Origin of the sequence: Polaribacter sp. Asnod1-A03 (genome assembly GCF_045063585.1) — a bacterium.
Taxonomy (GTDB): Bacteria; Bacteroidota; Bacteroidia; order Flavobacteriales; family Flavobacteriaceae; genus Polaribacter.
Map to the genome: position 1 here is coordinate 3,256,393 of NZ_JBEFOE010000009.1, position 14,552 is coordinate 3,270,944.

Consider the following 14,552-nt stretch of genomic DNA (forward strand, 5'->3'; position numbering starts at 1 on the left):
TTAGACAAACATGTCAAAGTATACAGAAGAAGATTTAGAACAAGAATTAAAAACCAAAGAATACGAATATGGTTTTTATACAGATATAGAAAGTGAAACCTTTGCAAAAGGGTTAAATGAAGACGTAGTTCGTGCAATTTCTAAAAAGAAAAATGAGCCACAATGGATGACCGATTGGCGTATTGAAGCTTTTAGAGTTTGGGAAAAAATGGAAGAACCAGATTGGGCAAATGTAAATTACCCAAAACCAAATTTTCAAGAAATAGCATATTACTCTGCTCCTAAAAAGAAGCCAACATTAAATTCTTTAGACGAAGTAGATCCAGATTTATTAGAAACTTTTAAGAAATTAGGAATTTCTATCGATGAACAAAAAAAACTAGCCAATGTTGCGGTTGATATTGTAATGGATTCTGTTTCTGTAGCCACTACTTTTAAGAAAACATTGGGTGAAAAAGGTATTATTTTTATGCCAATTTCAGAAGCAATTCAAGAACATCCAGAATTGGTTAAAAAATATTTAGGAACTGTTGTACCAACTTCAGATAATTTTTATGCAGCATTAAATTCAGCTGTTTTTTCTGATGGATCTTTCTGCTACATTCCTAAAGGTGTACGTTGTCCAATGGAATTATCAACCTACTTTAGAATTAATGAAGGAGGAACTGGTCAGTTTGAAAGAACATTAGTTGTTGCAGATAAAGGTAGTTATGTTTCTTATTTAGAAGGATGTACAGCGCCACAAAGAGATGAAAATCAATTACACGCTGCCGTTGTAGAATTAATTGCAATGGACGATGCAGAAATTAAATATTCTACGGTTCAAAACTGGTTTCCTGGTGATGAAAACGGAAAAGGTGGTGTTTTTAATTTTGTAACCAAAAGAGGTTTGTGCGAAACAAATGCAAAAATTTCTTGGACACAAGTAGAAACAGGTTCTGCGGTAACTTGGAAATATCCTTCTTGTATTTTAAAAGGAAACAATTCTGTAGGAGAATTTTATTCAATTGCAGTAACCAATCATTATCAACAAGCAGATACAGGAACTAAGATGATTCATCTTGGTAAAAACACAAAATCTACCATTATTTCTAAAGGTATTTCTGCAGGAAAATCTCAAAACTCGTATAGAGGTTTGGTTCAGATAAATTCTAGAGCAGAAAACGCACGTAACTTTTCTCAGTGTGATTCTCTATTAATGGGTAACGAATGTGGAGCACACACGTTTCCTTATATAGAAGCTAAAAATAAATCGGCACAAATAGAACACGAAGCAACTACAAGTAAAATTGGTGAAGATCAATTGTTTTACTGTAACCAACGTGGTATCGATACAGAAAAAGCAATCGCACTAATTGTAAACGGATTTAGTAAAGAAGTTTTAAATAAATTACCAATGGAGTTTGCTGTGGAAGCTCAAAAATTATTGGAAATTTCTTTAGAAGGTTCTGTAGGATAAAATAAAAATCATGAAAAAAATAATCATATTATTTTTAGGTTTAGCAATTGTAAGTTGTAAAAAAACTGAGAAAAAAGTAGAAGAAACCGCTAAAGCTGATGTAAAATTATATCAATTAGTAGGTGGTTCTATTTTTGTAAAAAAATTAGAAGCTTTTTCTCAAGACACAACATACACTGGGCAAACAAAACAATTTACAGACGCTTATTATGTAATTTCTCATCCAAAAGGAAACTTAATGTGGGATGCTGGTTTGCCAGAACAATTAGTACAACCAGAACCTTTTGATGAACCAAGTGGTGTTTTTAGAATTCAAAGACCAGATTCTTTGGTTAATCAATTAAAAACAATTGGTTTTAAGATTGAAGATTTCAACTATTTTGCCATGTCTCATTCTCATTTTGATCATACAGGACATGCAAATTATATGAAAGATGCCAAATGGATTGTACAAGAAAACGAATACAATGCAAACCTTGGTGATACATTAAAAGCTAAAAATCCTGCGTTAGCAGCATTAAAAAATGTACAAAAAATTAAAGGAGATTATGATGTTTTTGGAGACGGAACGGTAGTTATAAAATATACTCCGGGTCATACAATAGGACATCAATCTTTATATGTTGAAGTTGCTGGTTTAGAAAAACCAGTTTTATTAACAGGAGATTTATATCATTTTGAAGAAAACAGAGCAACAAAAGGGGTGCCTTCATTTAATTATGATGCAAAAGAAACCTTAGAAAGTATGGATAAGTTTGAAACTTTTGCAAAAGAAAAAAATGCAGAAATTATTATTCAACACTCACCAATAGCATACAAAAAATTAGAAGAATTATTAAACAGCTTAGAGCCTAAAGCTTAAAGCAAATAGCATAAAAAAGATGTTAAAAATTAACAATTTACACGCAAATATAGAAGATAAATCAATTTTAAAAGGATTGAATTTAGAAGTTAAAGCAGGTGAAGTACATGCAATAATGGGACCAAATGGTGCCGGAAAAAGTACTTTAGCAAACATTATTGCAGGTAAAGAAGAATACGAAGTTACAGACGGAAATATTGAATTAAATGGTGAAGACATTAGTGAATTAGCACCAGAAGAAAGAGCACATAATGGGGTGTTTTTATCTTTTCAATATCCGGTAGAAATTCCTGGAGTTTCTGTAACAAACTTTATTAAAACGGCTATTAACGAAACTAGAAAAGCAAAAGGTTTAGAAGACATGCCTGCAAAAGACATGTTAAAAATGATTCGCGAAAAATCTGAATTATTAGAAATAGACCGTAAATTTTTATCGCGTTCTTTAAACGAAGGTTTTTCTGGAGGAGAAAAGAAACGTAACGAAATCTTTCAAATGGCAATGTTAGAGCCAAAATTAGCCATCTTAGATGAAACTGATTCTGGTTTAGATATTGATGCTTTGCGTATTGTTGCAAACGGTGTAAACAAGTTAAAATCTAAAGACAACGCAGTAATTGTAATTACACACTACCAACGTTTATTAGATTATATCGTTCCTGATTTTGTGCACGTTTTATACGATGGAAAAATTGTAAAAACTGGTGACGCATCTTTAGCTTTAGAATTAGAAGCAAAAGGATACGATTGGATTAAACAGGAATTAGTTTAGAAGTAAAAAAGTTCCTAAAGTTTATAAAGTTCTTAAAGTTTAAAAGGTTGAGTAATTAACGTTTAAAACTTTTCAACTTTCAACTTTCAAACTAAAAAACAATGGGATTAAAAGATAAATTATTATCATCATACGTAGCTTTTGAAAATGAAGTAGACATCAATTCTGATGTTCATGAAATTAGAACAGAAGCTTTAGAAAATTTTGAAAAGTTAGGTTTTCCAACCAAAAAGTTGGAAGCTTGGAAATACACTTCTTTAAACTCAATTTTAAAAGAAGATTACAGTATTTTTCCTAATAAATGTACTGCAGTAGAATTAGCGGATGTAAAAAAGTATTTTATACACGATATAGACACTTATAAAGTAGTTTTTATTGATGGTAAATACAGTCCGTTTTTATCTGAAACAACACACGATACCATAGACGTTTGTTTAATGTCTGCAGCTTTTTCTAAACCAAAATACAAACCTGTAATAGAAAAGTATTTTAACAAAGTGGCTAAACAAGACAATTTAACGTCTTTAAATACCGCTTTTGCAAAAGAAGGAGCGTACATACATATTCCTAAAAATGTAGAAGTACAAAAACCTATACAAATTATTAATTTTTCTACTTGTGCAGATATTTCTACCATGGTACAGCCAAGAAATTTAATTGTTGTAGAAGAAAATGCACATGTACAAATTATAGAGCGTCATCAAAGTTTAACATCAAACGCAGTTTTATCTAATGCAGTTACAGAAATTTTTGCTGCAAAAAGTGCTACTGTAGATGTTTACAAAATTCAAAATGATAACATAAACGCTTCTTTGGTTGATAATACATATGTAGATCAAAAATCGAATAGTATTGTTTCTGTACACACATTTTCTTTTGGAGGAAATATTACAAGAAACAACTTAAACTTTTATCAAAACGGAGAACATATAGATTCTATTTTAAAAGGAGTTACTATTATTGAAGGAAAACAACATGTAGATCATCATACTTTAGTGCATCATATAGAGCCAAATTGCGAATCTCACCAAGATTACAAAGGTATTTATGACGAGCGTTCTACGGCTGTTTTTAACGGAAAAGTTATTGTAGATAAAGAAGCACAGAAAACAAATGCTTATCAACAAAACAATAATATTTTAGTGAGTGATAAAGCAACGATAAATGCAAAACCTCAACTAGAAATTTTTGCTGATGATGTAAAATGTTCTCACGGTTGTACTATTGGTCAATTAGATGATGATGCTTTATTTTACATGCAACAACGTGGTATTCCTCAAAAAGAAGGTAAAGCTTTATTGATGTTTGCTTTTGCTAATACTGTTTTAGAAAGTGTAAAAATACCCGAAGTTAAATCTAGAATTACAAAGTTAATTGCAGAAAAATTAAACGTAAATATTGGTTTTGATTTGTAAATAAATCATTACTTTTTTAATAAATATAAACCACGCAAATTGCGTGGTTTTTTTGTGTTTAAAAGCAGTTTTATCTATTTAACACTTTCTATAACACCTTTCAAAAAAGTATTTTCATCAAAGTTTTTTAATCCAAAACGTACAATTACCATTTCTTGATCTGGTAAAACGTACACTCTTTGCCCTTGATAACCATCAGCAAAATACATGTTTTTTGGTGCATCTTTAAATTCATTTTCTGTATTTAACCAAAATTGCGCTCCATATGTTCCGTTAGAAGTTGGTGTTGGCGTGGTAATATAATTTACCCAATCTTTTGTAAAAAGCTGTGTTCCGTTCCAATTTCCATTATGTAAGTATAAAAGACCAAACTTTGCCCAATCTCTTGTAATTGCCCAAGAATATGAAGAAGCAACGTAATTTCCGCTTAAATCGGCTTCTAAAAGCATAGAGTTCATTCCTATTTTATCAATAAAATCTGTGTACCAAAAATCTAAATATTCTTGATGTGTTTTAAACTGACTTCTTAAAATTCCTGATAATAAATTACTAGTTCCAGAAGAGTAATTCCAACTTTCATTTGGTTTACCAACCAACTGTTTTTCTTCTTGTATTTTTGTCATATCGCGTTCTAAAAACAACATTTTAGTCGCATCAGAAATTGTGGTATAATTTTCATCCCACTCTAAACCAGAATTCATTTGTAATAAATTATTGATGGTAATGTTTTTTCGTTCATCATTTTGCCAAGAAGTAATTGGTGCTTTATCTAACACATTTATTTTATGCTGATGCTGCATTACGCCAAAAACAGTACTTAACAAACTCTTTGTCATAGACCAACCCAATAATTTTGAATCTTTTGTAAATCCGTCTGCATATTTTTCTAAAACAATTTTATCTTTATAAATAACCAAAACTGCTCTCGTTTTGTTGATAGAATCAAACAAAAAATTGACAGATTTATCTATTTTATCATAATCTAAATTTACGAAAACGGTATCTTTTTGTGGCGCATTTCCATAAGGATACGGTGTTAAATTATCTGGTTTTGCTCTTTTAGGAACTAAATAATCGGCAGTTTCATCTTCAGCGGTCAACGTTAAAACAGATCCTAATCCTTTTCTATAAACCGCTTTTCTAGTTAATAACCCAAAAGCAGAAGAAGTAGCAATTTTATTTTCTATATCAACCTCATCTGAAGCTAAATTAACGGGAGAAAAATTATTATCGGTTGCATCTGTAAACGCTAAACTTCTATCAGCAACAAAAACAGAAGAAGCCATATTTTTAGCAGAATAACCAGACAACATATTCAACTTTGGATAATTATAAATTATTGCTATTAAAACAACTATAAGTAATAGAAGAAGAATTCGTTTAATTGCTTTCATCAGAAAAAGGGTTTAGTTATGTAAAAATAAGAAAATCATATTGGCTTTTTTACAAGTTTAAAAAATCAACCTTTATCTTTGTGTTTTAAAATGATTTTGTATGATAAATGTTGATAAAATTAGAGCAGATTTTCCGATTCTAAAAAGAGTGATTCACGGTAAACCTTTAGTCTATTTTGATAATGCTGCCACTTCTCAAACTCCTCAAGTTGTTATAGATGCCATTGTAGATTATTACAGTAATTACAATGCCAATATTCATAGAGGTGTGCATACATTAAGTCAAGAAGCAACCGATAAGTACGAAGAAGCGCGTATTAAAATTCAGCATCATTTTAATGCAAAAGAAGCTTATGAAATTATTTTAACTTCTGGTACAACCGATAGTATAAATATGGTTGCATCAGGATTTGCTTCACTTCTAAAGAAAGATGATGAAATTATTGTTTCTGCTTTAGAACACCATTCTAATATTGTGCCTTGGCAAATGTTGTGCGAAAAAACAGGAGCTATTTTAAAGGTAATTCCGATGAATGAAGACGGTTCTTTACAAATGGATGTGTATCGTGATTTATTGAATGAAAATACAAAATTGGTGTTTTGTAATCATGTTTCTAATGCATTAGGAACGGTAAATCCGATTAAAGAAATTATTGATGCGGCACACAAAGTAAATGCAGCTATTTTAATTGATGGTGCACAAGCGACACCGCATATTAAACCTGATGTACAAGCTTTAAATGTTGATTTTTATGTAGCTTCTGCTCATAAATTATGTGGACCAACTGGTGTTGGGTTGTTATACGGAAAACAAGAATGGTTAGAAAAATTGCCTCCTTACCAAGGTGGTGGAGAAATGATTGATACGGTAACTTTTGAAAAAACTACCTATGCTGGTTTGCCTCATAAGTTTGAAGCAGGAACACCAAATATTTGTGGAGGAATTGCTTTTGGAGCTGCAATAGACTATATGAATGCTGTTGGTTTTGATAATATTGCTGAATATGAAAATGAGCTTTTAGAATACGGAACACAAGAGTTGTTAAAAATTGAAGGTTTAAAAATTTACGGAACATCCAAAGAAAAAACAGCAGTAATTTCTTTTAATATTGATAAAATTCATCCGTATGATATGGGTTCTATTTTAGATAAATTAGGTATTGCTGTAAGAACTGGTCATCATTGTGCACAACCTATTATGGATTTTTACAAAATACCAGGAACAATTAGAGCTTCTTTTTCTTTTTACAATACCAAAGCAGAAATTGATATTTTAATAGCTGGTGTTAAAAGAGCAGCAATGATGTTGTCTTAAAAATGATTAGATATAATTAAAAAAAAGGTTGAGAATTTAATTCTCAACCTTTTTTAGTTTATAAAACTTTATGTAAAATTACCTCAACGCAGGAGAATAATTTGTTGGATAATCACCTGCCTTTGCCAAACCATTTGTGGCAGATGTAAAATTAGATCCAAACTCAGTATCAATAGCTTCTAAAAATCTATTTGCCATTAACGCATAACCTCTTGCCGTTAAATGTATGCCATCTAAACTTATAAGTCCACCAGTAACTAAATTTGTAGTCATAGTATAATCATCAAAAGCTATACCATCAGAAGCTTCTTGTAAGATCGCTTTAAAATCTACTAAAGCCAAATTATCATTCGCATTTACTGTGGTTTCTATAATAGAATTATAAGCATCAGTAGCTGTTTTAATTTTTAATTGTTCTTCTGGTGTAATTACCCATTTATCTTCTAAAGGTAATGTTACCCCTTCAGCAGAAAATTGTCCCGCTAAAGCCTCTGTAACGAGCGGGTTAATAGCCATTAAACTTTCTACAGAACTTTGGTTTATTTCTCCTATTACAGCGCTACTTGGTAAAACTAATAAATCGTCTTCTGTTGCTGGTCTAGATTGTCCATATTGAGCTCCTAATAACTGCGCCACCAGCGGAGCCGCTTCTGCAGGTAAACCCATAGATTGTACAAACCCAATAAAAGTGGTATTTGAAGAATCTGCTAAAATAGCAGTAATAGTTGTTGATAAATCTGTTAAAGCTTCATCTTTAATTACCACAGAATTGGCACTTGTTGTCGAAAACTCTACTACTCTACTTGTTTCTCCTAATCCATTAAAAATTTGATTTAAAGCTCCATAAACAGTATTTAATGTTGGTATTTGAGCTGCAAAATCTACATTATTAGGATCTAAAGGATTATAAGGTACTGTTGTAAAATGAGCCAAATTTGTTATGTATGGTAAATTTGCTACAACACCTTTTGCTCCATTAGCTGTTAAATTAGTTATTATACTATTAAAAACGTTTGCAAAAATGTTTGGATCTGTAATATCTGATACACCATAAGTTGTAGGATCATAATTACCTGTTTGATCAACTCCTGTTCCACCAGAAAGGGCATATCCTAAAACATCATTTCCTCCAATTTCTGACAACGTAAAAAATGTTGGGTTTTGAGCCAATGCATCTCCAAGAACTGTTGCTGTTGAACTGGAGGCAAATCTTGCATAATAAGGGTTTGCAGAACCTAAAGCAACTCCTGCTACACTTCCATAACCTTCTGCTACAAGATGAAAACTTTTTGCTCCTGGAACTCCAAAATTATTTAAACTTCCGCTTACAGAATTTGTAATTTCTGTTGTTGGTGTTGCATCTAATGTTACAGGACCAGAACCATCAAAATATAACCTTGGAGACTGAACAAGATATCCTCCTAAAAGCAATCCACCAATATTATCATTCATTAAAGGTTGATTGAATTCAGTTTCAAATTTACTGGCTAAAATATTAGGAAAAGAATTTTCTTGCGATGCTATAAACAAAGCGTTATCTGTAAAACCTGCTGTAAATGAAGCTCCAATAGAAATGTAATTAGAAAAATCTAAACCATTTGTGTTTAATTCTACTTGTGTTTCTTCTTCTGCAGCAATTGTTCCTAATTCATTATTTACATCACAAGAAATAATGCTTAATGATAAAAGAAACAAGCCTATATATTTATAATTTTTCATGAAATTTTATTTTTTAATTATTAATTGTCCAAGATAGGTAGTATTGAGAACCTATTGCTCCAACACCTGGTGCACTTAAATATTCTTTACCTGTTAAATTTGCTCCACCTAATTTAAATATAGATTTTATTGATGGCACACTATAGTTAACTTGTGCATCTATTACAGTTCTAGCAACTATTGTTGCATCTAAGAAAGTAGATTCCCATCTATATTTATCTTGCCATCTAGCATTAATATTAAAACCAAAGTTTTTAAATAATTCTATTTTACCAAATTGTAATTTAACTTTATGTTCTGGTGTATTAAAACCTGCTTCAAAATCTGGATCTGATGCTTGATCAAAATCAAATTTAGCATACGTATAATTTAAACCTAAATTAAAATCTTTAAAAACCTTAGTATTTAAACCGATTGTTGCTCCATAAGAACTTATATCTGCAGCTGAATTTGTATATGTTTGAAAACCGGTATAATCTCCATTACCAAGTGCGAGCAGCGATAAAGAATTATCCCCTACTTCACCATAAAAAGGAACTACCACATTCTTATTAGCAATAAAATCTTCATAACTATTATAATACACACTTAAATCTATAGCAATGTTAGAATCTGCTGCTGCTACAATACCTCTGTAACCAACCTCAAAAGCAGTTACTTTTTCTGGTTTTACTAAAGCTATATTAGCATCTGTTGGCAAACTAGATTGATCTGCCGCAAAAGCCTCTACAGAGGTTTGAGAAAATGCATTTTCGTAAGCAGACCTTCCGCTTAAAGATATTGTACTTGAGCCCGTAAAAGCTTGTCCAGAACCACTTACAGTTAATTCTGGAGTAGAATATCTATCTAAATTATCTGGAGCAGAACCTACTAAAAACCCTCTACCTGCATTTAAACCAATGTATTGATCTTGTGTTGTTGGGTTTCTAAAACCTGTTTGAAAAGATGCTCTAAAATTCTGATTTTTGTTTTCGCCGGCTGCATATGCAAATGAAATTCTCGGAGAAAAATTACCATCAAAATTTTGTGCTTTATCATAACGTATAGAAGTTGTTACTTTTAAACGTTCTTCTTCTAAAAATTTTCTTTGAGATTGCAAGTAAAAACCGTATTCATTATAATCAATTGCTCCATCATAATCTGTAAAAATACTTCCGTTAGAATTTAAAGAATACAATCTATAAGAACCTCCTATTTGTATTTCTGCCCAACTTATATAATCTCTTAAATTATAATTTGCATCTGCATGATATAATTTTGTGTTATCTTGAAATTTTGCACCAGTAGTTAAATCTGGGTCTGCAATAACTTTATCAAAAGCTTCTTTAAAGGCTTCTGTACCTGGTAATAATCTACCAGTTTCTGCTGTTTGTCTTGCAACTGCATGTGCTTCATCCGAAGTTAAACCCGCTAAAGTACCTTGTACATAAGCACCTGTATATTCCCCAAACCAAGTATTATCATCTTTCCAAGATCTGTTTACATTAATGGCAGCAAAACGAGTATCATAAGAATTACCTGCATCTTCACTCGTCATATATCCTCTAACAAAAAAGTTTTTACCTCTTGCTTCTAATTTATGTTGCTCCATTAAAAAATCTTTTATGTTATATCTATTTGTTCCTTGATAAATTGTGTTACCAATACCAACTTTAGAATTCCATATAAGTTCTAAACGATCATCACCAAAAGGACGATAATTTATTGCACCAACAAATTTTAAACTTTTAGCTTCATAAGTCATTAAATCTCTTTCATTATATCCTGTTCTACTTACATTTTCACTGGGTACTAAAGCAGCTGCTCCTGTTGGCAAAATTCCTAAACCTTCTAATGTTTCTGCAACACCTTTTAAGTTTGTAGAAACTTCATCTCCATAAACATTTAAACCATCGTAATTTCTATCAGAATCTCTATCACCAGAAGTATATTTTCCATTTAGGGTATTTCTATAATCTGTTGCATGCCATTCTTCTCCTTTTAAATAAGCAATTGTAGCTTTTACAGCCAATTTATCAGAAAAAGCATGTGCCATTCTAATGTTTAAATCATAAAATTCGTTGTTACCCGCAGCTTCTTGGCTAGTAATTCCTCCTTTTAAAGATACACTTATTCCTTGATCTTCAAAAGGACTTTTACTTGTCATAAACATAATTCCATTAAAAGCATTTGCTCCATATAATGCAGATGAAGCTCCTGGCAATAATTCTACCGTTTTTACATCCAACTCAGACATTCCTAATAAATTACCCAAAGCAAAATTTAATGCTGGTGATGAATTATCCATACCATCTACCAACTGCATAAATCTTGTATTAGAAAATGTTGCAAAGCCACGTGTATTAACAGATTTAAATGTTAAACTATTGGTGTTAATATCTACACCTTTTAAATTCTCTAAACCATCATAAAAAGATGGAGCTGATGTATTTTTAATAGCTCTAGAATCCATTCTTTCTATAGTAACAGGAGACTCCATAATACGTTCTGGTGTTCTAGAAGCAGAAACTACAATTTCATCTAAAGATGTTTCATTCTCTACTAAATTTATTGTTACTTTTTGATCATTCTTAGTAATTTCAACTTTTTCTGTATGAAAACCTAACACAGAAATTTCTAATATAAATGGAGGATTATCTTCTGTTTTTAAGATAAAATTTCCATCGAAATCTGTTGTTGTACCAACTGCTTTTCTTGAAATTTTAATATTTGCTCCAGGAAGTAACTCTCCTGTTTTTGCATCTTTAACCGTACCAGTAACTACGGTTTGCGCAACCATTGTTAAACTGCTAAAAGCTATAAATGCTATAAGTAAAATCTTTTTTATCATAATGTAAATTATTTGTTAACTATTATGCAAAATACAATTTTTTTTGAATTATTTAATATTTTGTACGTTTTTTTGTTTTATTGATAAAATATAGGGTTAAAATTATCATATCAAAACCCATAAAACTCTACTTTTCTTCATAAAATTAAACAATTACTTATTGTACATTTGTAAGGCAATTAATTTTATTTTTCTTGAATACAATTCAAAATATTTCTAAATTTTCTACTAAAGAAAAAACATTTGTTACTATTGGTACTTTTGATGGAGTACACTTTGGACATCAAAAGATAATTGAAAAATTAGTTAAAGAGGCAAAAAAGGCAAATAGAAAATCTGTTCTGTTAACTTTTTTTCCACACCCTAGAATGGTGCTCCAAAAAGACAATTCTTTAGAATTAATTAATACCATAGAAGAACGAGCATCTCTTCTTAAAAAAACTGGTTTAGATTATTTAATCATTCATCCTTTTAGCAGAGAATTTTCTAGAATGACTGCTTTAGAATTTGTGCGTAATATTCTAGTAAATCAATTAAATATATCAAAATTAATTATTGGTTACGATCATCATTTTGGTAAAAATAGAGAAGGAAATATTGTTCAATTAACAGAATACAGTCATTTATACGATTTTGTAGTAGAAGAAATTCCGGCACAAGATATAGATGATGTTTCTGTAAGTTCTACAAAAGTTAGACGTGCTTTAGCAACCGGAAATTTAAAAACTGCCAATGATTATTTAGGGTATAATTTTATGCTAAATGGCAATGTTGTAAATGGTAAAAAATTAGGTGGCAAAATAGGTTTCCCTACCGCAAATATAGATATTAAAGAAACTTATAAATTAATCCCTAAAACAGGTGTTTATGTTGTAAAATCTAGCATTGATAATAAAACTATTTTTGGTATGATGAATATTGGAAATAGACCTACGGTAGATGGAAAGCATCAAACAATCGAAGTCCATTTTTTTGATTTTAATCAAGATTTGTATGATAAAAATCTTACCATAGAATTGCTTTATTTTTTACGTGACGAAGAAAAATTTAGTTCTTTAAAAACTTTAATTAATCAATTAAAAAAAGACGAAGAAATAGCCAGAAATTATATTAAAAACAATCTATAATTCTACATTGCCCAAGTCTTAAGCTTACTGTATATTTGTCCTTTAAAACATACAAAAAAATGTTACAAGTACAATTTATTAGAGACAACAAAGAAACCGTTTTACAAGGGTTAGCAAAACGTAATTTTGCAGATGCAGAAACAATTATTGAGCAAGTTTTAAATGCTGATGAAAATAGAAGAGCAACACAAGTTTCTCTAGATGATGTTTTAGCAGAGTCTAATAAATTATCCAAAGAAATTGGTGGTCTTTTTAAATCTGGAGAAGTACAAAAAGCAAATATTTTAAAAGAAAAAACAGGTCAACTTAAAAATCAGTCTAAAGAATTATCTGAAGCTTTAAATGGTTTTGCAGAAGAGTTGCAAGGTTTGTTATATCAAATACCTAACGTACCTCACACCTCTGTAAAAGCAGGAAAATCTGAAGAGGATAATGAAAATATTTTTAGTGAAGGAATTATACCTGATTTAGGTGAAAATGCATTACCGCATTGGGAACTTGCAAAAAAATATGACATCATCGATTTTGAATTAGGTACAAAAATTTCTGGAGCTGGTTTCCCGGTTTATAAAGGAAAAGGAGCAAGATTACAACGTGCTTTAATTAACTATTTTTTAGATAAAAATACCGATGCCGGTTATACAGAAGTACAAGTACCACATTTGGTAAACACAGATTCTGCAACAGCAACTGGGCAATTACCAGATAAAGACGGGCAAATGTATCATTCTACAGTAGATGATTTGTATTTAATACCAACTGCAGAAATTCCTATTACTAATATGTTTCGTGGTAATTTGTTACAAGAAACAGATTTTCCTATAACAGTTACAGGTTATACGCCATGTTTTAGAAGAGAAGCTGGTAGTTATGGTGCACACGTACGTGGTTTAAATAGATTACACCAGTTTGATAAAGTAGAAATTGTAAGAATAGAACATCCAGATAATTCTTACCAAGCCTTAAACGGAATGGTGGAACATATTAAAGATATTTTAAGAGAGTTAAAATTACCTTATAGAATTTTACGTTTGTGTGGTGGTGATACAGGTTTTACGTCTGCTTTAACGTTCGATTTTGAATTGTTTTCTACTGCGCAAGATAGATGGTTAGAAATTAGCTCTGCTTCTAATTTCGAAACTTTTCAAGCAAATAGATTAAAGCTTCGTTTTAAAAACAAAGAGGGTAAAAGTGAATTAGCACACACATTAAATGGTAGTTCTTTGGCTTTACCACGTGTTTTAGCAGGAATTTTAGAAAACTACCAAACAGCAGAAGGAATTAAAATTCCAGAAGTATTAGTCCCTTATTGTGGTTTTGATATTATAAATTAATTCTAGTATTCAGTTTACAACAGTACTCAGTACTCAAGTTTGTAAAAATAGATTTCAGTAGCGGTTTGCAGTTCTAATATTACTGCAAGCAGCAACTGTTAATTGCAAACCAAACTTAGTTAGCAACCACAGCTACCATTAATCTCTTATATTTATTCATTTCTAAAAGTGCATTAAAATAAGCACTAATTTGTCCATTTTTCATAAACTCAATTGAGTTTTGTTTTGCAATTTCGTATTGTTTAGAAAATGTATTCATAATTTTAAGTTTTATTAGTTGTTTAAACTATAGACAAGTTCCGTGCCAAAACGTTACACTAAAACTTTC

At 30.8% G+C, this 14,552-nt stretch carries 11 protein-coding genes; 7 read left to right on the plus strand and 4 right to left on the minus strand.

The window, feature by feature from the left end:
- The first annotated feature begins 10 nt into the window (after positions 1-10).
- The 4 genes from sufB (at position 11) to sufD (ending at position 4,505) form a co-directional block, all read left to right on the plus strand.
- Positions 11-1,459: a Fe-S cluster assembly protein SufB gene (gene sufB / locus ACJJVY_RS14545; protein WP_405610319.1), complete on the plus strand. Its 1,449-nt coding sequence runs from the start codon at positions 11-13 to the stop codon at positions 1,457-1,459.
- A gap of 10 nt (positions 1,460-1,469) precedes the next feature.
- A complete protein-coding gene (locus tag ACJJVY_RS14550) occupies positions 1,470-2,321 on the plus strand; it encodes an N-acyl homoserine lactonase family protein (protein WP_091896843.1) in 852 nt (283 codons plus the stop codon).
- A gap of 19 nt (positions 2,322-2,340) precedes the next feature.
- Positions 2,341-3,090 carry a Fe-S cluster assembly ATPase SufC gene (gene sufC / locus ACJJVY_RS14555; protein WP_405610323.1) on the plus strand — a complete coding sequence of 250 codons (750 nt, stop codon included), beginning with the start codon at positions 2,341-2,343 and terminating at the stop codon, positions 3,088-3,090.
- Between the two features lie 101 nt (positions 3,091-3,191).
- Positions 3,192-4,505, plus strand: coding sequence for a Fe-S cluster assembly protein SufD (gene sufD / locus ACJJVY_RS14560; RefSeq protein WP_405610326.1), 1,314 nt, complete (start codon positions 3,192-3,194; stop codon positions 4,503-4,505).
- 74 nt (positions 4,506-4,579) lie between these two features.
- Here sufD and ACJJVY_RS14565 read toward each other — a convergent pair whose 3' ends face one another.
- Positions 4,580-5,899, minus strand: a complete 1,320-nt coding sequence (locus ACJJVY_RS14565; protein WP_405610329.1) for a serine hydrolase domain-containing protein — start codon at positions 5,897-5,899, stop codon at positions 4,580-4,582.
- A gap of 100 nt (positions 5,900-5,999) precedes the next feature.
- Here ACJJVY_RS14565 and ACJJVY_RS14570 point away from each other — a divergent pair, with 100 nt between their 5' ends.
- Positions 6,000-7,214, plus strand: a complete 1,215-nt coding sequence (locus ACJJVY_RS14570; protein ID WP_405610332.1) for an aminotransferase class V-fold PLP-dependent enzyme — start codon at positions 6,000-6,002, stop codon at positions 7,212-7,214.
- Between the two features lie 78 nt (positions 7,215-7,292).
- Here the strand turns inward: ACJJVY_RS14570 and ACJJVY_RS14575 are convergent, their stop codons facing one another.
- Both ACJJVY_RS14575 and ACJJVY_RS14580 read right to left on the minus strand, forming a co-directional pair.
- Entirely contained in the window at positions 7,293-8,933 is a 1,641-nt protein-coding gene (locus ACJJVY_RS14575) for a G-D-S-L family lipolytic protein (RefSeq protein ID WP_405610335.1), read from the minus strand.
- Positions 8,934-8,946: 13 nt separating this feature from the next.
- Positions 8,947-11,763, minus strand: a complete 2,817-nt coding sequence (locus tag ACJJVY_RS14580) for a TonB-dependent receptor (RefSeq protein ID WP_405610338.1) — start codon at positions 11,761-11,763, stop codon at positions 8,947-8,949.
- Between the two features lie 194 nt (positions 11,764-11,957).
- Between ACJJVY_RS14580 and ACJJVY_RS14585 the strand changes: the two genes are divergently transcribed.
- Together ACJJVY_RS14585 and serS are read left to right on the plus strand one after the other, a co-directional pair.
- Positions 11,958-12,890, plus strand: coding sequence for a bifunctional riboflavin kinase/FAD synthetase (locus ACJJVY_RS14585; RefSeq protein ID WP_405610341.1), 933 nt, complete (start codon positions 11,958-11,960; stop codon positions 12,888-12,890).
- 59 nt (positions 12,891-12,949) lie between these two features.
- Positions 12,950-14,224: a serine--tRNA ligase gene (gene serS, locus ACJJVY_RS14590; RefSeq protein ID WP_405610344.1), complete on the plus strand. Its 1,275-nt coding sequence runs from the start codon at positions 12,950-12,952 to the stop codon at positions 14,222-14,224.
- Between the two features lie 115 nt (positions 14,225-14,339).
- Here the strand turns inward: serS and ACJJVY_RS14595 are convergent, their stop codons facing one another.
- Positions 14,340-14,483 (minus strand): hypothetical protein, encoded by a 144-nt coding sequence (locus ACJJVY_RS14595; protein ID WP_405610347.1) that lies wholly within the window; start codon positions 14,481-14,483, stop codon positions 14,340-14,342.
- Positions 14,484-14,552: the final 69 nt, after the last annotated feature.

Coding starts and splice junctions, on each gene's coding strand:
- serS (WP_405610344.1), top strand. CDS start 12,950: ATGTTACAAGTACAATTTATTAGAGACAACAAAGAAACCGTTTTACAA.
- ACJJVY_RS14575 (WP_405610335.1), bottom strand. CDS start 8,933: ATGAAAAATTATAAATATATAGGCTTGTTTCTTTTATCATTAAGCATT.
- sufD (WP_405610326.1), top strand. CDS start 3,192: ATGGGATTAAAAGATAAATTATTATCATCATACGTAGCTTTTGAAAAT.
- ACJJVY_RS14580 (WP_405610338.1), bottom strand. CDS start 11,763: ATGATAAAAAAGATTTTACTTATAGCATTTATAGCTTTTAGCAGTTTA.
- sufB (WP_405610319.1), top strand. CDS start 11: ATGTCAAAGTATACAGAAGAAGATTTAGAACAAGAATTAAAAACCAAA.
- sufC (WP_405610323.1), top strand. CDS start 2,341: ATGTTAAAAATTAACAATTTACACGCAAATATAGAAGATAAATCAATT.
- ACJJVY_RS14550 (WP_091896843.1), top strand. CDS start 1,470: ATGAAAAAAATAATCATATTATTTTTAGGTTTAGCAATTGTAAGTTGT.
- ACJJVY_RS14570 (WP_405610332.1), top strand. CDS start 6,000: ATGATAAATGTTGATAAAATTAGAGCAGATTTTCCGATTCTAAAAAGA.
- ACJJVY_RS14565 (WP_405610329.1), bottom strand. CDS start 5,899: ATGAAAGCAATTAAACGAATTCTTCTTCTATTACTTATAGTTGTTTTA.
- ACJJVY_RS14595 (WP_405610347.1), bottom strand. CDS start 14,483: ATGAATACATTTTCTAAACAATACGAAATTGCAAAACAAAACTCAATT.